Below are 17,847 nucleotides of genomic sequence, written 5' to 3'. Positions count from 1 at the left end.
CTTTGTTTAACGCGGTTGACGAGGGATCTGTGATGGTTAAGGGTTTTGTCGGTTTCGTTGTCGGGGGGCTGATCGCCTTCGGGGGCGTCAACGCCGCCGGGCTGGATGTCGTGGCGACCAGCTCGGGTATGGGCGCCTTGGCGCGCACGGTCGGCGCCGGTCGCGCGCAGGTCACGGTGCTGGCCTCGCCGGATCGCGATCTGCATAGCCTCCAAGCCAAGCCGACCATGATTCGTGCGCTGCGCGATGCGGATCTGGTCGTCGCCGTGGGCGCGGAGCTCGAGGTCGGCTGGCTGCCGGTGGCGATCGCCAGCGCCGCCAATCCGCTTATCCTGCCCGGACAGCCGGGCTATTTCGAAGGCGCGGCCCAGGTCGATCTGTTGGAGGTCGGCTCGCCGGCGGACCGTGCGCTCGGCGATGTCCATCCGATCGGCAACCCGCACGTCAACATGGATCCGGTGCGGATGACGCGCGTCGCCTCCGCATTGGGCGAGCGCATGGCACTCCTTGATCCCGCGGGCGCCGAGACCTATCGGGCCAACGCGCGGTCCTTCGCCGCCGCGACGGAGCAACGCATGGCTGCTTGGCAAGCCCGACTGGCGGGTGCGCCGGGTGTGGTCCTCTACCATCGGGATGCGCTCTATCTGCTCGATCGCTTCGGGGTTCCGCTGCTGGGTACCATCGAGGAGATCCCCGGCGTACCGCCGACCGCCCGGCAGATCAAGGCCCTCTCGGAGGGGCTTCGGGGTCGTTCCGGCGTGATCGTCTACGCCCCTTACGCGTCTGCGCGGGCACCCGAACGCCTCGCCAAAGACCTGGGATGGGACGCCCGCCGTCTCACGCTCGACCCGCCGATGGGCGCCGACGGAAGCGGTTATCTCGATCACATCGACCTCTGGGTGCAGACCTTGGCGCCGCCGCCTTGAGCGCACCGCTGTTGCGCGTGGAGGACCTCGTCGCCGGCTACGGCCGACCCGTGGTCGGGCCCGTCTCGCTCGACATCGCGCCGGGCGAGGTCGTCGGCTTGTGGGGCGCGAACGGGTGCGGTAAATCCACCTTGCTCAATGCCATTGCGGACCGCGCGGATCGGCTCTCGGGGCACATCCTGCGGAGGCCCGGCTTGGTCATCGCCTATCAGGAGCAGACACCGGTCCGACTGGCGAGCATGCCGGTGACGGGACGCGAGCTGCTGCGTTTTGCCGGGGCATCCATGCAGGACATGCCGGCCGCCATCCAAGCCGTCTCGGGGCGGCGTATCGACCGCCTGAGCGGCGGTCAATATCAGCTCTTGTGCGTCTGGGCCGCCATCGCCGGCGAGGCGGATCTGATCCTCCTCGACGAGCCCACCAACAATCTCGATCCCGAGCGGGAGGCCCTGCTGCTCGAGATGCTCGACCCGAGTCGGCTGACCCGGCGAGACGCGAGCGGTGCGCAGAGGGGTTCGGAGCGGGGGGTTCTGCTCGTCAGCCACGAGCAGCGATTCCTCGAGGATGCCTGCTCGCGGGTCATCGCGATCGCATGAGCGCGCTGGATTTGGTCTTGGATCCGTTGTTTCGGGTGCCGTTGATCACTGGGCTGGCCATCGCGCTGGTGTTGCCGCCCATCGGGGCCCTGCTCGTGCTGCGCGACGAATGGCTGGCCGCGCTCGGACTCGCGCATCTGGCCGCGGCGAGCGCACTGCTCGGACTCGCGTTCGGGCTGCCCGCGGTCCTCGGTGCACCGCTCGGCGCGCTGGCCGGGGGTGCGGTCAAATCATTGACCGGGGCACGCGGCAATCTTGCCTACGGGTTCATGATCCTCTTCGGATGGTCGGCGCTCTTTCTGATCGCGGCGAACACGCGCCTGGGCGCGACACTCGGCCATGCGCTCGTCGACGGTCAGCTGTATTTCGCGGGGGCAGCGGAATTGTGCGCCGCACTCGCGCTCGCCGGGCTCGCCGCGGCCGCCCTGCCACGGCTCGTACCCCGGCTGATGCGCGCACGTTTCTTTCCGCACGACGAAACCGCGAACCGCCTGCCGACACACCGCTGGCACCTGAGCTTCGACCTCTTGGCCGCGCTGGCGATGGCGATCGGCACCGCGACCGTCGGTCTGATGGGGGCCTTCGCGCTGGTCTTGGTGCCGGCCTGGATCGCCTTTCGCATTGCCCCCGGCTGGACCTGGACAATGGCGATCTGCGCGCTCGGCGGCGCCGGCGGCTATCTCCTGGCCTACCTCGCCGCTCTGGCGCTGGATCAGCCCTTCGGTCCGGTGCTGGTCGCGGTGCTGATCGCGCTGGCCGCGACGGTCGAGGCCGGGCGAGGTCTGATCGGCCGAAGACGGCTGGTGCGCCCGCGGCAGGTGCGTTGATCCGCGTCCCGAGCGAGATGATCTCGTGTGAATGCGCTCGACGCTCGGTGCATCCACAACCCTTCGCGGGGACGCAGTGAACAGGATCTGTTCCTTAATCCTCTAAACCGCGCCGGGTCCAACGGTCGTCGAGTCTGCCGGGGCCGATCCCATCCAAAAACATCGCATGGCGCACTGGGCGCGGTTTAGCAGCCCGCATCCTCGGAGAGCATTTCGAGGGCACTCTTGATCATCCCGTGCGCACGGTAGAGACCGACAAGTGTTTTCGCGTCGGTAATCTCGCCGTCGTTGCACCAGTCGAGTGCCTGGGCCAAGGGCAGCCAATGGATCTCGATCAGCTCGTCCTGCTCGTGCGCGTGCGGCTGCCGGGTCAACCCGCGTGCCATCCAGAGATGAATCACCTCCGCGAAGACGCCGGGCGAGCTGTGCATGCGTCCGAGATCGGTCCAGTCCTCCGCGGTCAGGCCGGCTTCTTCGGCGAGCTCGCGGGTCGCCGTGTCGCGCGGCGTCTCGCCCGGATCGATCTTGCCCGCCGGAAGCTCCCAGAGCCAGCCGTCCGCGGCGTGTCGGAACTGCCGCAACAGACAGACGCGATCCTGCTCGTCCAAGGCGACCGCGGCGGCACCGCCGGGGTGACGGATGATCTCGAGCTGCACCTCCTGCCCCGAGGGCATAGCGACGGTCTCGAGGGCGACGTCGATCACCCGGCCTTCAAAGACAGGCTCACGCTTCAGGATCCGTGCTTCGGTCATGGGAGATTCCTCGATCTAAACCGCGTCCAGAGTGAGCGGCTCGTGCTCGAGCGCTCTCGACCTTTGGTGCATCCATGACCCCTGGAAGGGGCGCGTTTTAAAAGAATATAGTTTTTAATGTGTTGAATCGCGCAGACTCTAACGCGCGTCAAGTCTGCCGGGGCCGATTCCATCCGAAAACACCGCATGCCGCGCCGGGCGCGGTTCAGTCGTTTTGGAAACGACCGCCGGCAAACCCTAAACTAACGATCCGAGACCGATCCGACAAGGCGAATCGGCCAATCGAAAGGACCCCGCATGTCGACCCAGAATCCATTCCTTCTCGCATTCACCTTCGCCGTCTACTTCGCCGTGGTCTGGATGATCGGCTGGTACGCCTATCGGCGCACCCGGGATCTGTCGGACTTTATCCTCGGCGGCCGGCGGCTCGGCAGCGGGGTCGCCGCATTGAGCGCCAGCGCCTCGGACATGAGCGGCTGGCTGCTGCTCGGTCTTCCCGGATTCGCCTACGCGGCCGGCGTTGAGTCGGTCTGGCTCGCCGGCGGGCTTTTGCTCGGCACTTGGGCGAATTGGCGCCTGGTCGCGGCGCGCCTTCGGGTCTTCAGCATGGCGTACGGCAACGCACTGACCCTGCCGGAGTATTTCGCCAACCGATTCGAAGACCGGGCCGGATGGTTACGCGGCATCGCCGCCTTGTTTATCCTGCTGTTCTTTCTGCTCTACACCAGCGCCGGCTTGGTGGCCGGGGGCAAGCTCTTCCAGTCGGTCTTCGGGCTGCCCTATCTCTGGGCCGTGGGGATCGGCGTCCTCTCCATCATGATCTACACCGCGATCGGCGGGTTTTTGGCCGTCTCCTGGACGGATGTCCTGCAGGGGATGCTGATGGCGGTGGCCCTGGTCGCCGTGCCTTGGGTGGCCGTATCGCAGATCGGGGATACCGCGTTGGCGCTCGAGGTGATCGAGGCCGCCAACCCGAACCTCCTGGACCCCTTCACGCGCGCCGACGGCAGCGCACTGGGCTTTATCGGTATCCTCTCCCTGGCCGCCTGGGGCCTGGGTTATTTCGGTCAGCCGCACATCCTCGCCCGCTTCCAGGCGATCGCGTCGCCGCGAAAGGTGCCGCTGGCCCGCTGGATTGCGGTCACCTGGGTCGCCGTCACGCTTGCGGGCGCCACCTTGACCGGCCTTGCGGGCATTCTGATCATCGAGCAGCCGCTCGCGCCCGAGGCGCGCGAGACCGTCTTCATCCTGCTCGTCGATCTGCTGTTTCATCCGTTGATCGCGGGTCTTCTCCTCGCCGCCATCCTGGCCGCAATCATGAGCACCGCTGACTCGCAGCTGCTGGTCTCCTCGTCCACCTTCACCGAGGACCTCTATCGCACCCTGCTGCGTCGCAAGGCCGGGGCACGCGAGCTGGTCGCCGTCGGGCGGATCACGGTCGTCGTGATCGCCGTCGCCGCCTTTTGGTTGGCGCTGGACCCGGATGCTATGGTGCTCGATCTCGTCGCCTACGCCTGGGCAGGCTTCGGAGCGGCCTTCGGTCCGGCGCTGGTCCTCTCACTGTATTGGCCGCGCATGACCGGTCTTGGGGCGCTCGCCGGGATCTTGGTCGGCGGCCTGACAGTGTTGGGATGGCGGCAACTCCAAGGCGGCCTGTTCGAGCTCTACGAGATCGTGCCTGGCATCCTCTTCGCGACGCTCGCGATCGTCCTGGTCAGTCGCGCGGACAAGAAAAAACACGAGGGCCTCGCCGCGCGCTTCACGAAGGTCGAGACCGAGCTGAAGGCGTCTCGGGCATGAGCGGGCGACAATGGGCGACGCCGTCATCGTGTCGTCATCAATCGTCAATAGAATGCACCCCGGTCGACTTACCCCAACCCCGCAAGACCAGGTCGACCCGGGTGAACCCACGCTGCACATTCGAGGTTTTTACCTGAACGGCGTCGAGGCGACGGCGCAAAGTCGCTGCCGGGCCGCGGCTCATTCGACACATCACAGATCACACCGAACGCGGTTCAGAACACCATGACCACCATTCTTGTCGTCGACGATGAACCGGATATTCGCGAGGTCATGCGTTTCGCGCTCGAAAATGCCGACTATCGCGTGATCGAGGCTGCCCATGCGGACGAAGCGCGCAAGCTCCTGACCATCGAGAGCCCCGACCTCATCCTGCTCGACTGGATGCTGCCGGGACGCTCCGGTCTCGAGCTGGCCCAACAGCTCAAGCAGAATCCCAAAAGGCGCGCCGTACCCATCATCATGGTCAGTGCCCGCGGCGAGGAAGAGGACCGGATCAAGGGTCTCGACACCGGGGCCGACGACTACATCGCCAAGCCCTTCTCGCCGCGCGAGATGGTGGCTCGCGTGAAGGCGGTCCTGCGGCGCGCCAAGACCGACGAGCCGGCGGACGAAATCGACGTCGGGGGGCTACGCATCGACAACATCGGCCACCGGGTGACCGCCGAGGGACGCCCCGTCGAGATCGCACCGACCGAATATCGCCTGCTGCATTTCTTCATGACCCACGCCGATCGCGCCTTCAGCCGCTCGCAGCTGCTCGATCAAGTCTGGGGCGATCAGGTCTATGTGGAGGAACGCACGGTCGACGTGCACGTCCGCCGCCTGCGCAAGGCGCTCGAAGCCTCGGGCCACGACCGACTGCTCCAGACCGTGCGCGGCGTCGGTTATCGCTTCTCGGACAAGACCTGACGAGATTGGCCGATAAACCGCACCCACGGGGAGAGTCCTGGCGGCACGCCGTGTCGTTCGAGGTGTGGCTGTTCACAACCACGATCGTCCTGTGCACCGCGCCATGGCTGGCCGCACCCGAATGGGCTTGGGTCGGAACACCGGTCCTCGTCGCCTATCTGCTGCGCCAACTCTTCCTCCTTATTCATCTCGCGCTGCTGATCCGGCGTCATCACAGACTGATCCCGCCTTTTCCGCGCGGGCTCTGGGGCGAGATCTATCGCAGCATCGCACAGTATCAACAGCGCGGGCGCAAGGGCCGCAAGCGCCAGATCCGCTTCACGCGTCGCTTCCGCGAGGCGGCCAACGCGGTACCGGACGGCCTGGTCATCCTCGACAAGCAGCATCGGGTGGAATGGGCGAACCCCGCCGCGGCGACCTTGATGAACGTGCACTGGCCCGAGGACGACGGGCGGCCTCTCTTCGAGATCCTGAACCATCCGGACCTCAAGGACTTCGTCGAAGTCGGCGAATCCTTGAGGCCGATGGATTTCGCCCCGGAGCACAACCGAGCACTGATGCTGTCGCTGCGCATTACCCCGTTCGGCGAGCGCAAGCGCCAGCGACTCGTCGTCGCGCGCGACATCACCAAGATCTATCACCTCAACATGATCAGGCGCGACTTCGTCGCGAACGCCTCGCATGAGCTGCGCACGCCCTTGACCGTCATCGCCGGCTTCCTCGAGAGCCTGATCGACGCCTCGGCGACACCCCAGAACCATCGTCGGCCTCTGTCGCTGATGCACAATCAGGCCGAGCGCATGCGCCTCATCATCGAAGACCTGCTGACACTCTCTCGCCTAGAGATGCACGAGCACCCGGAGGCGCAAGAGCTTGTCGATGTCCCCGACGAGCTGCATCTGATCCTCCAAGAGGCCCACGCACTGAGCAAGGGCCGGCACCTGTTTTCGACCGACGTCGACGAGAATCTACTCCTGCTCGGGAGCCAGCCCGAGCTGCGCAGTGCCTTCTCCAATCTCGTCTTCAACGCGGTCAAGCACACACCCGAGGGTACTGAGATCCATGTCCGTTGGTCGGCATTGAGCGACAGCCTGGAACTTCGGGTCGAAGACAACGGCCCCGGCATCGAGCCCGAGCATCTGCCGAGGCTGACGGAACGCTTCTATCGCATCGACAAGGCCCGCTCGCGCGAATCCGGAGGCACCGGACTCGGTCTTGCCATTGTCAAGCACATCATGAACCGGCACGATGCGCGCCTGCTGATCGCTAGCGAGATCGGGCGGGGATCGACCTTTTCGTGCGTCTTCCCGAGGGCTCGAGCGATCCTCCGGGAAGAGGTCGAACAGGCCACCGCACCTCGCGCCGTGCCTGAACCCACCACGATCGAAGCCCGATCGACTCCGGCGCCGGATACGGCAGGCTCACACCTGGACCGAGGTCGACGCTCGGCCGCTTGTTGATGATCGCGCGCGGGCGTAGGATCTGGAGCCGGTCCCGGTCGAAACAGGTCCCGGAGGATGCGCTGATGAACGTCTTAAGCAGAGGTCTCACCCTCGGCTGTGCTCTGGTGCTTGCGTGGCTTTCATCGGCCGCTTGGTGCAGCGATCTCGACGAGATCCGGGAGCGCGGCGAGTTGCGCCATCTCGGCATCAAATACGCCAACTTCGTCACCGGCTCCGGTGACGGTTTCGACGTTGAATTGGTGAAAGGCTTCGCGAAGGAGCTCGGTGTCAACTACGTCCTCGTCGACACGAACTTCTACAACGTCATGCGCGATCTGTTGGGCAAGGACGTGGTGCGAAACGGTTCGGAGGTTACCCTCGAAGGCGACTACCCGATCCGCGGGGACATGATCGCTGCCGGATTTACCGTGCTTCCCTGGCGCGAGCAGGTACTGCTCTATTCACAACCCACCTTTCCGTCTCAGGTGCTCCTGGTCGCCCGCTCGGAATCCGAGCTTTCCCCGATCTCGGGTAGCGACGACCTCTCCCGTGATATTCTTCAAACCAAGGCGCTGATCGGATCCAAAAGCCTCTTGGTGATGGAGCGGACCTGTCTCGACCCGGCCAACTACGGCTTGACCGGTGCCGGGGTCGATTTGAAGTCCTATACCAGAAGCTCGAACCTCAACGAGATGGTCCCGGCGCTGCTCAACGAGGAGGCGGAGCTGACCCTTTTGGACGTGCCGGATGCCATTCTCGATCTGAAGAAATGGGCCGGAGCCATCAAGATCATCGGCCCCATCTCGGAACATCAGAATCTTGCCGCCGCTTTTCCGAAAAGCTCGCCGGCTCTGCGTGACGCCTTCGACGACTACCTCGCGAGAATCAAGGCCGATGGCACCTACGATCGCTTGGTCGACAAATACTACCCGGGGATCCGCCGCTATTTTCCGGGGTTCTTCGACCGCAACTCCTGAATCGGGCGGCGTCGGAGCGCCTGACGCCCGATCACGTCGGGAACCGCAGGCACCGCCCGAAGAGGGGGTGATCTCGACATGCCGCGCAACCACACCTTGAGCGCTCGACAGGCCTCCTCGTGCAGCCGCGCAGGCCTTGAGCGATCCACACCAAGATGGCGTTGCTAGGTCGACTCGCCCCTCGCTGGCCGCTCCTGTTAGCGGTCATCTTCTGCGTCTATACCATTGTTCTTCTTTGGAATGTCTTCACGGCACAAGACCTGTTGCGCTCGGCCGCGGACGCTCGATTGGTTGCGGACAGCCAACGTCGCGCGATCGCCGTCGCCGACTTTACCGCCGAGCGCCGCAACAGCGCCATCGACCTCGCCGAAAGCCATGAGATCGAGGCCTACCTGATCAATCTCGCCTTGGGCATGTCTTTGCAGTACGGATTGAACACCAATCTCGATGCCATCGAGCAGCGTTTCCGCCGACATCTCGAGCAGAAGACCCTGCGCGGATCGCCCCTCTACCAGCGGATCCTCTACGGAAACGAGCAGGGCGAGACACTCGTCGACCTGCAGCCCGATGCTCCACCCGTCGATCTCCCGGAGGGATTCGAGCATGAAGGCAAGATCTCGATTCAAAACGAATCACACCGCTTGATCGCGAGCGCCCCGGTTTTCCACAAAGGGATCTACAAAGGCGTCGTCGTCACGGTCGGCAGTCTCGATCAACTCGCCTGGCTGCTGATCTCGAGCGGGGACGAGGAGACATCCTCGGCGCGCTATCAGGAGCTTCTCGTCGGACCGGACGGCCTGGTGATCGCGCCGCCCGGTCCCGAGATCGAGGTCGATCCCGAGTTGGCGCATGCCCTTGCGCGCTTGCCCGAAAACACGCTGATGCCGATCGACGCGGCGCCGGATCGCCCTGCGGATCATCGGGCGAGCCGTCGAGCAGACCGTCGGGGAACTGCTCGGGCGGATCTCGATGGGTGGCTGGCGGTGCGCAGCGCGGTCCCGGGTACGCCTTTGTCGCTGCTGACATTGATGACGGAAGACTCCGTCTACGGGCATCTCAGCTCGAGGCTCTTTCTCTACACCCTGGGTGCCTTTCCCTTCGTCCTGTTGTTCGCGGCGGTCGGCTTCGACCGCATGCGGTTGCGGGCGATTCTCTTCGAGGAGAAATATGCCCGATCGGATCGTCTGCGCGACCGCCTCGAGCACCAGAACCAACGACTCTCCGAGGAGATCGCGCGCCGCGAGGCGTTAGAGCAGGATCTGCTCGACAACACCCGTCGGCTCGAAGAGATGGCGGAATCTCTGAAGACCAGCGTCGGGCGTGCCGAGGATGCCAGCCGGGCGAAATCCGAGTTTCTGGCAGCCATGAGCCACGAGATCCGAACACCGATGAACGGCATTATCGGGATGACCGAATTGGCCCTCGAGACACCACTGAGCGAAGAGCAACGCGACTGTCTCAACGTCGTGAAGTCATCCGCCGACGGCCTCCTGACGATCATCAACGATATCCTCGATTTCTCCAAGATCGAGGCAGGCAAGCTGGCGGTCGAGTCGATCGATCTCGACCTTCAGGCCCTCGTGAACGAGATCATGCGCTCCTTGCGGGTGAAATCGCAGGAGAAACCGTTGGAGCTTCTCAGCGAGCTCGCGCCGGATGTCCCGCGTCGCTTGATCGGAGACCCGGGTCGCCTGCGACAGATCCTCGTCAACCTTCTAAACAACGCCATCAAGTTTACCGAGCAGGGCGAGGTCGCTCTGCACGTGGCTGCACGACCGATCGCAGAGGATCGGGTAGAGGTTCATTTCGCCGTGCGCGATACCGGAATCGGCATCTCCTCGGAAAACCAGAAGCGTATCTTCGATGCATTCTCGCAGGAGGACGGCTCGATCACGCGACGTTTCGGCGGTACTGGCCTGGGTCTGACGATCTCCAATCGGTTGGCCGCCTTGATGGGTGGACGCATCTGGGTCGAGAGTAAGCTCGGCGAGGGCAGCACCTTTCATGTGACCCTGCCGCTCGGCGTCGGCGACCGGGACTTCGTTGCACCGCAACCGCCCGAGCTGGGGGGAAAACGCGTCTTGCTGGTCGACGACAACGCGGTGAATCGCCGGATTCTCTGCCGCATGCTCGTGCAGTGGGGCATGCAGGTGACCGAGGCGCGTAACGGCACCGGATGCCTCGCCGTCGTTGCCGACCCGGACATGCGGGCGTTCGATCTGCTCCTGATCGACTTCGAGATGCCGGATCTAGACGGTTTCGCGGTCGTCTCCGCGCTCAAGCGGATCCCGCGGACACAACACCTCAAAATGATCATGCTCTCTTCGGGTGTCATCCCCGGCCATGCCGAGCGCTGCCGAGACTTAGGTATAGACGCCCTCCTCGCCAAGCCCGTCGCCCACGACGAGCTGCTGAAGGCCGTTCAAAACGCTTTGGGCGAGCGCACGCGGGATGCGGCGCCCTTGGCGCAGCCGCAAGCTCGTTCACCGCAGCAACCAGCCAAGCCGCTGAAGATCCTGCTGGCCGAGGACAACCTGGTCAATCAGAAGCTCATGATCCGACTTCTGGGCAAGTGGGGCCATGAGATAACCCTGGCCAACAACGGCCGAGAGGCGCTGGAGCACGTCGAGCGCGACACTTTCGATCTCATTCTGATGGACATGCAGATGCCGGTGATGGGTGGTTTGGAGGCGACCCGGCTGATCCGCGAGCACGAGGGCGCGGACCCGAGTCTGGGCCGAACCCCCATCCACGCACTGACGGCGGCCGCATTGCCCGAGGAGCGGGCGGCCGCTCTGGAATCAGGTATCGACGGCTATCTGACCAAGCCCTTGAACCGATCCGAGCTGATCGATCTCCTCAACGGAATCGAAAAGCATCCGGCAGGGCACGCGACCCGGTCGGATGGCTCCGGCGACTCCTCTCGACCGACGGACAGTCATCAGAGCTGCGCCAAGTCGCTCTGATTGATGTGATAGACGAGCCGATCGAAGACGTCATCGATCTCGTCGTAGTTGTTGTATACGCCGTGGGTGGAGATGCGGAACCCCACGCGATCGTCCGCCGGTGCCGCGGAACTGCTTCGCCAGGTCACGGAGCGGATATAGATCTTCGGTGTCTCCGCGGCCAAGGCGCCGTTCACCGCACTGATGGCCGCATTCATTGCGCCGTAGGCTGCCGCGTTGTCCTTGTCCGCGAACGGGTTGAACGAGGTCAGTGCGGTCGCGAAGCGGGCGTCCGAATTCTCCTGGACCCAAAGCGCACTCGGGCCCCATTGCGCGGCGATGAGCCCTTTGAGGTAATTTCCGAGCGCGACCCCGCGATCATAGATGGCAATCACGCCGATCTGATCGAAATAGCTGACCGAGTCAGTCATTGCATAGAGCGCGGGGGTATTGCTCTCGCCGCGGAACTGCATATAAACGCTCGGGTTCCACGCACGACTCTCGTACCAGGTGCTCTGGGCAACGAAAGGGTTCCCGTACAAGAAGAAGTTGCCCATTGCAAACGGCGGCAGAGGGTCGGTTCCCGAGTTGCGGACATAGAGAATCCCCGTCCCGGGCCCTCCGCAGAGCCATTTGTGACCCGCCCCCGCGATGAAATCCGCACCGTAGGCGTGGCAGTCGATAGGCAGCATCCCCCAACCGTGGGCCGTGTCGATGATCGAGTAAGCGCCGTAGTGGCGTGCCAATGCGCACAACTCGGGAATCGGCATCCGCACACCGTTCTTGTAGAAGATTTCGGAGATGGCAAGGTACTGCTTGTTGGCTGGATCCAAAGGCACGGAAAGCTCCGACTCGAACCAGTCCAGCACCTCGTCGACGGTGATGGCAGCGGTGAAATTCGACGGGATATCGACGATCACGACCTCGACCCCATGGTAGTCACGGGCCCAAGCGATCGGACCGGCCAAGGCGGGGTGCTCGAAGCTGGTCGTGACGATCCGATCACCGGGCTTCCAGGGGGTCCCGGCAAAGATCAGATTGCATGCGTCGGTCGTGTTGTAGCTCAGCACGATCTCATCGGGATTGGCGCCATAAACCTCGGCCACCTGCGCCTGACGCGCGCCGGTCGCCGACGGGCTGGTCGGGAAGAGCGTCGGGAAGTCCGCGGCCAGATTGGCACCCCAGTCGCGGGGATCCTCCGCCTTGTAGAGGTTGTAGACGGCAAGGTTGTTGACCACGAACTGAGGCGGCGAGCCGGTGGTGCCCGTGTTCATATGGATGTAATCGTTAGGCAACGAGAAGGTCTTGCGAACCTTTGCCCAATAACCTTCGCCGGACTGAGGACCGGAGATCGTCGGCGGGGGCAGCAAATTGCGCCCGAATTGGCCGGGCGGAACCGCTGGCGGACCCGACTGGGCCTTGGCGAGGACCTCGCCGGGCCCAACAAACCCCGCCGCAATGCCGGCGGATGCAAAACCCTTTAGAAAATCACGTCGATCAAGGCCCGAACCCTGCTTGCTCGCTGTCATCACACACCCCTTGCGCTGAAGATCGATCCGGAGCAATCCACTCTCGGGTGAGCTGCTCGTGCCATGGCACACCGAACGCACGGATCCGACGACGACGGAAGAAAGAGGTGAAATCACACGCACCCCATCCATCGCCGGGGGACCGAACGACACGGATAACGGGAGCTTAATCAGGATCGATCGACAGACCTGTGAAGGCGATCACAGGACGGGAGGGGCAGAGACCCGAGAGGGGCACCGCCGAATGCGGTGCCCGATACGACAGTGTCAGCGAGAGGCCGCCGCAAGCGGGATGCGCTCTTCTTCCTGCGTGCCCTGCTCGTCTTGAAACGCTTGGTTGACGCGGTCCCGGAGCTCCTTGCCGGGCTTGAAATGGGGGACATGCTTCCCGGCCAAGGCGACCGAGTCGCCGGTCTTCGGGTTACGCCCGATCCGGGGCGGCCGGTAGTGCAACGAAAAGCTTCCGAAACCTCGGATCTCGATCCGCTCGCCGGAGGCAAGTGCAGTACTCATGCGATCGAGGGTCTTTCGTACCGCCTCCTCCACGTCTTTGTAGGGAAGGTGGTCCTGCGCCGCCGCCAGTACGTCGATCAGTTCTGATTTGGTCATGGTGTCGACTCCTGGAAAAGGAGAAAGGGCCCGCGATACGGGCCCCGCCTAAAGAGACATCATGCAAGAGACATCGTGACGGGTTATCAGCCGCCGCGCTGAGCCTCTTCCATCTGCTCTTTGAGGAGATCGCCAAGGGTGGTCGCGGTGGACGAATCGCGCGAGTAGCCCTTGATGGCCGCCTGCTCTTCCTCGACATCCTTCGCCTTCATCGACAGCGAAAGGGTGCGGTTCTTGCGATCGACGCCCAGGAACTTGGCCTCGATCTCCTCGCCGGCCTTCAGAACCGCACGCGCATCCTCGATGCGGTCGCGCGAGATCTCGGAGGCACGCAGATAGCCTTCGACGCCGTCGGCCAGGGCGATGGTCGCCCCCTTGGGATCTACATCCAAGATGGTGCCTGTGACGACGCTGCCCTTCTCGTGCAGGGCCACGAAGCTGGAGAAGGGATCCTTATCCAACTGCTTCACACCCAGGGAGATGCGCTCGCGCTCCGGATCGACCGACAACACGACCGTTTCGAGCTCGTCGCCCTTCTTGTAACGACGCAGGGCCTGTTCGCCCGCCTCGTCCCAGGAGATGTCGGACAGATGCACCAGACCGTCGATGCCGCCGTCCAGACCGATGAAGATGCCGAAATCCGTGATCGACTTGATCTTGCCGGAGACGTGATCGCCCTTCTTGTGGGTGACCGCGAACTCATCCCAGGGGTTCATGGCGCACTGCTTGATACCGAGCGAGATGCGGCGACGCTCCTCGTCGATATCCAGGACCATGACCTCGACCTCGTCGCCAAGTGCCACGACCTTGCTCGGATGGATGTTCTTGTTGGTCCAATCCATCTCGGAGACGTGGACCAGACCCTCGACACCCTCTTCGATCTCCACGAAGCAGCCGTAGTCGGCGATGTTGGTGACCTTGCCGAAGACGCGGGTGCCTTCCGGGTAACGGCGCGAGATGTTGACCCACGGGTCCTCGCCCATCTGCTTGAGACCGAGCGAGACACGCTGACGCTCGCGGTCGAACTTGAGCACCTTCACGGTGACCTCGTCGCCGATCTCGACCACCTCGGAAGGATGCTTGACGCGACGCCAGGCCATATCCGTGATGTGCAGCAGACCGTCGATGCCGCCCAGATCCAGGAAGGCGCCGTAGTCGGTCAGGTTCTTGACAATACCCTTGACCTCCATGCCTTCTTCAAGGTTTTTCAGCAGCTGATCACGCTCGGCGCTGTATTCCTCTTCCACCACGGCGCGGCGGGAGACGACCACATTGTTGCGCTTGCGGTCGAGCTTGATGACCTTGAATTCCTGCTCCTTGCCTTCGAGGTACGTGGTGTCGCGCACCGGGCGCACATCCACCAAAGACCCCGGCAAGAAGGCGCGAACGGTGCCCAGGTCGACGGTGAAACCGCCCTTAACCTTACCGTTGATCATGCCCTTGACGGTGTCGGCCGCCTCGAACGCCTTCTCGAGATGATCCCATGCGGCGAACCGCTTTGCCTTCTCGCGCGAGAGACGGGTGACGCCGAATCCGTCCTCGACCGCGTCCAGGGCGACCTCGACATCGTCGCCGACGGCGACCTCGAGCTGGCCGTCCGGGCCTATGAATTGACTTCTGGGGATCACACCCTCGGACTTGAGTCCGGCATTGATCACAACGTTGTCGGAGGTGATCTCGATCACGGTTCCGATGACGATGGTACCCGGCTGCAGTTGGGTGGTAGTCAGACTCTGTTCAAATAGTTCGGCAAAGCTTTCGGTCATGAGATGAAATTATCCTGAGAACGGCGCGCTGACCCGTCCCGTCCGGGACGAGGGGTATGAATGAGATGAAAAGGTCGGCGCATTCGGCTCCGACCCGACCGGATCGACAGAGGTCCCGCTGGACCGACTGCCGATTTCTTAAGGGACCAGCTCCGGAAAGACGCGCCTCACCTCTTTCAGGACCCGATCGAGCACTTCTTCGATGGACATCGCGGTGGAATCCACGATGATCGCGTCTTCCGCGGCACACAAGGGTGCCACGCTACGACCGCGATCACGCGCATCCCGCGCCCTGATGTCTTCTACAAGGTCGGGGAGGTTAGCATCCAACCCCTTTCCTTTCAACTGTTTATACCGGCGATCCGCACGCACCTCGGCGCTGGCGTCGAGAAAGATCTTCACCGGGGCGAGGGGAAACACGACCGTGCCCATATCGCGCCCGTCGGCCACCAGGCCCGGCGGGCACACCATGGCGCGCTGACGCTGCAGCAAGGCCGCGCGCACCGGCGGATGCACGGCGACACGCGAGGCCGCCATCCCCGCCTGCTCGGTGCGGATCGCCTCGCTCACGTCCTCGTCGTCCAAAAGCACGCGGCCCGAGACGAAGGCGACCGGCAAGTCGGCCGCGACCGTGGCAACCGCCTCGGCAGCGTCGAGCGAGACCCCGCGGCGCTCCGCGGCCAGACCGAGCACCCGATAGAGGGCGCCGCTGTCCAGACAATGCCAGCCTAGCCGCGCCGACAGCAGCTCGGCGATGGTGCCCTTGCCGGTCCCGGACGGACCGTCGATGGTGATGACCGGGGCGGTCTCGGTCATCAACCCCACCACTTCGCTGATCGCAGCCGTAGGGTGGACAAGCGCAGCGCCGTCCACCAGCGTCGGCGCGGGGTTCGGTGGACTTCGCTCTCGGTCGTCCACCCTACGGCCGGGATTAGGAACAACGCCACCGGGGCCGACATCGACTTAGACCCGCGTCACTTGGATGCTCAAGCCGGCGGCTCCAGCCAGCTCGACGAATCCGGGAAAGGAGGTCTCGACGTTGGCGCAGTCCCGGATCGCGACCGGTCCGCTCGCCCGCAAGGCCGCGATGGCGAAGGACATGGCGATCCGATGGTCGCCGTGCGCATCGATCGCATCCGTAACGCCCGCATCCGGCCCGTCTGTCGAGCCCAGGGCCCCGCCGTGGATGCGCATGCCGTCCGGCAGCGGCTCGGCGCACACCCCGAGCTTGGCCAAACCGTCGGCCATCACCTGGATGCGGTCGCTCTCCTTCACCCGCAGCTCCTCGGCACCGGTCAGGATGGTCTCGCCCTCGGCGCAGGCCGCTGCGATGAAGAGGACCGGCAGCTCGTCGATCGCCAGCGGGACCTGATCGACCGGGATACGGATGCCGCGCAGAGGCGCATGACGTACCCGAATATCCGCCACCGGCTCGCCGCCGGCCGTGCGCCGATCCATCAGCTCGATATCCCCGCCCATGGCGCGCAGGATATTGATGACACCGACCCGCGTCGGATTGATGCCGACCCCCTCGAGGATCAGATCGGAGCCCGGCGCGATACTGGCCCCGACGAGGAAGAAGGCCGCCGAGGAGATGTCGGCGGGTATCGTCAACCGACAACCCGTCAGCCGTCCGCCGCCGGTCAAACAGACCTTCGCCGCATGACGCCGAACCGAATAGCCGAAGGCCGTGAGCATACGCTCGGTGTGATCGCGCGTCGGCGCGGGCTCGGTCACGCAGGTCTCGCCCTCGGCATAGAGGCCCGCCAGCAAGAGGCTCGATTTGACTTGCGCGCTGGCCACCGGCATCGCGTACTCGATGCCCGACAGGCGCTCGACCGGTGTCAACTCAAGCGGCGCGGTACCGGCCTCGGTCGTGCCGATCCGCGCCCCCATTCGCCCTAAAGGCTCGGTGATACGCCGCATCGGACGTTTGGACAAAGAGGCGTCTCCGACCAGGGTCACCGGGAACGACTGACCGGCCAAGAGGCCCGAGAGCAACCGCATCGAGGTCCCCGAATTGCCCATGTCGAGCGGACCATCGGGTGCTCGAAGACCACGCATCCCGACACCCTGAACGCGCACCTCGCCGCCGTCGGGCCCGTCGATCCGCACGCCCATGCGCCGAAAGGCCTGCAATGTCGCCAAGGCATCCGCGCCCTCGAGGAACCCGCTGATGCGTGTCTCGCCTTCCGCGATCGCAGCCAGCATGATCGAGCGATGCGAGATCGACTTGTCGCCGGGCACGCGCAGGCGCCCGCGCAAGGTGCCGCCCGGCGCGACCAGGTAGCGGGTATCCGAAGGCTGTGCCAAGTGCTCTCCCGCGCGACTGCGCCCGGACGCTGAAAAGCCCGGTATATTAGTCCTGCAGGCGGAGTGGGTAAACTGCGGAATCCGTGAACCTACCGCAACGGTTCAGAGATTCCGAGACCATTCGAGATCGTCTCGCCGGCTTCGACCGCGGCCAATAATTCTGAAATTTTGGATGTGGCTTCAACCACTTGTACCCTACGCATGACCAACCCCAAGACAAAACCATGTAGTCAGCTTATGCCGGCAGTCGGTTTGCCGCAATCCGCTTCAGACGTGAAATCGCCTAAGCCACGCTCACGGTGTAGCATTCCGCCGACGAGCCGGGCGCTGGCCGCGGCTGTTGAACCTAAACCGCGTCCGGAGCGACATGCGTCGTTTGCATTTTGCGTCTGGCTTCGGAGATGTCCTCGATCCCGGTGAGACGCGCTTTTGAATTATATATTTTTTAATACT

14 protein-coding genes are annotated in these 17,847 nt (G+C 64.0%); 8 read left to right on the top strand and 6 right to left on the bottom strand.

The window, feature by feature from the left end:
* Window positions 1-32: 32 nt before the first annotated feature.
* Genes LT988_RS16955 through LT988_RS16945 form a run of 3 tightly spaced genes read left to right on the top strand, consistent with a single transcriptional unit; the run spans window position 33 to window position 2,349 of the window.
* On the top strand, window positions 33-926 hold the full coding sequence (locus LT988_RS16955) for a metal ABC transporter substrate-binding protein (protein ID WP_232406710.1): 894 nt from the start codon (window positions 33-35) through the stop codon (window positions 924-926).
* Entirely contained in the window at window positions 923-1,522 is a 600-nt protein-coding gene (locus LT988_RS16950; RefSeq protein ID WP_232406709.1) for an ATP-binding cassette domain-containing protein, read from the top strand. Before LT988_RS16955 ends, LT988_RS16950 begins: the two co-directional genes overlap by 4 nt.
* Window positions 1,519-2,349 carry a metal ABC transporter permease gene (locus tag LT988_RS16945; RefSeq protein ID WP_232406708.1) on the top strand — a complete coding sequence of 277 codons (831 nt, stop codon included), beginning with the start codon at window positions 1,519-1,521 and terminating at the stop codon, window positions 2,347-2,349. The genes LT988_RS16950 and LT988_RS16945 overlap by 4 nt, the downstream gene beginning before the upstream one ends.
* 185 nt (window positions 2,350-2,534) lie before the next feature.
* Here the strand turns inward: LT988_RS16945 and LT988_RS16940 are convergent, their stop codons facing one another.
* A complete protein-coding gene (locus LT988_RS16940) occupies window positions 2,535-3,101 on the bottom strand; it encodes an NUDIX hydrolase (protein WP_232406707.1) in 567 nt (188 codons plus the stop codon).
* Between the two features lie 297 nt (window positions 3,102-3,398).
* On the opposite strand from LT988_RS16940, the gene putP reads away from it, so the two are divergent.
* The 5 genes from putP to LT988_RS16915 all read left to right on the top strand — a co-directional run bounded on the left by putP (window position 3,399) and on the right by LT988_RS16915 (window position 11,198).
* A complete protein-coding gene (putP, locus tag LT988_RS16935) occupies window positions 3,399-4,901 on the top strand; it encodes a sodium/proline symporter PutP (protein WP_232406706.1) in 1,503 nt (500 codons plus the stop codon).
* 225 nt (window positions 4,902-5,126) lie between these two features.
* Entirely contained in the window at window positions 5,127-5,813 is a 687-nt protein-coding gene (gene phoB, locus LT988_RS16930; RefSeq protein WP_232406705.1) for a phosphate regulon transcriptional regulator PhoB, read from the top strand.
* 50 nt (window positions 5,814-5,863) lie between these two features.
* Window positions 5,864-7,273, top strand: coding sequence for a phosphate regulon sensor histidine kinase PhoR (gene phoR / locus LT988_RS16925; protein WP_232406704.1), 1,410 nt, complete (start codon window positions 5,864-5,866; stop codon window positions 7,271-7,273).
* Window positions 7,274-7,338: 65 nt separating this feature from the next.
* Window positions 7,339-8,232 carry a transporter substrate-binding domain-containing protein gene (locus LT988_RS16920; protein ID WP_232406703.1) on the top strand — a complete coding sequence of 298 codons (894 nt, stop codon included), beginning with the start codon at window positions 7,339-7,341 and terminating at the stop codon, window positions 8,230-8,232.
* Window positions 8,233-8,387: 155 nt separating this feature from the next.
* Window positions 8,388-11,198, top strand: a complete 2,811-nt coding sequence (locus LT988_RS16915) for a response regulator (RefSeq protein WP_232406702.1) — start codon at window positions 8,388-8,390, stop codon at window positions 11,196-11,198.
* Here the strand turns inward: LT988_RS16915 and LT988_RS16910 are convergent.
* The 5 genes from LT988_RS16910 to aroA form a co-directional block, all read right to left on the bottom strand.
* Complete coding sequence (locus LT988_RS16910; RefSeq protein WP_232406701.1) at window positions 11,174-12,706, bottom strand: aminotransferase class V-fold PLP-dependent enzyme; 1,533 nt, start codon at window positions 12,704-12,706, stop codon at window positions 11,174-11,176. The genes LT988_RS16915 and LT988_RS16910 overlap by 25 nt on opposite strands.
* Before the next feature lie 267 nt (window positions 12,707-12,973).
* A complete protein-coding gene (locus tag LT988_RS16905; RefSeq protein ID WP_232406700.1) occupies window positions 12,974-13,315 on the bottom strand; it encodes an integration host factor subunit beta in 342 nt (113 codons plus the stop codon).
* Between the two features lie 86 nt (window positions 13,316-13,401).
* Complete coding sequence (rpsA, locus tag LT988_RS16900) at window positions 13,402-15,081, bottom strand: 30S ribosomal protein S1 (RefSeq protein ID WP_232406699.1); 1,680 nt, start codon at window positions 15,079-15,081, stop codon at window positions 13,402-13,404.
* Window positions 15,082-15,219: 138 nt separating this feature from the next.
* Window positions 15,220-15,897, bottom strand: coding sequence for a (d)CMP kinase (gene cmk / locus LT988_RS16895; RefSeq protein ID WP_232406698.1), 678 nt, complete (start codon window positions 15,895-15,897; stop codon window positions 15,220-15,222).
* Between the two features lie 147 nt (window positions 15,898-16,044).
* A complete protein-coding gene (gene aroA / locus LT988_RS16890; RefSeq protein WP_232406697.1) occupies window positions 16,045-17,394 on the bottom strand; it encodes a 3-phosphoshikimate 1-carboxyvinyltransferase in 1,350 nt (449 codons plus the stop codon).
* Window positions 17,395-17,847 lie beyond the last annotated feature (453 nt).

The organism is Thiocapsa bogorovii, from assembly GCF_021228795.1.
GTDB lineage: Bacteria > Pseudomonadota > Gammaproteobacteria > Chromatiales > Chromatiaceae > Thiocapsa > Thiocapsa bogorovii.
The sequence above is the reverse complement of the archived record's forward strand: the minus strand, read 5'-3'. Positions and strand labels throughout refer to the sequence as shown.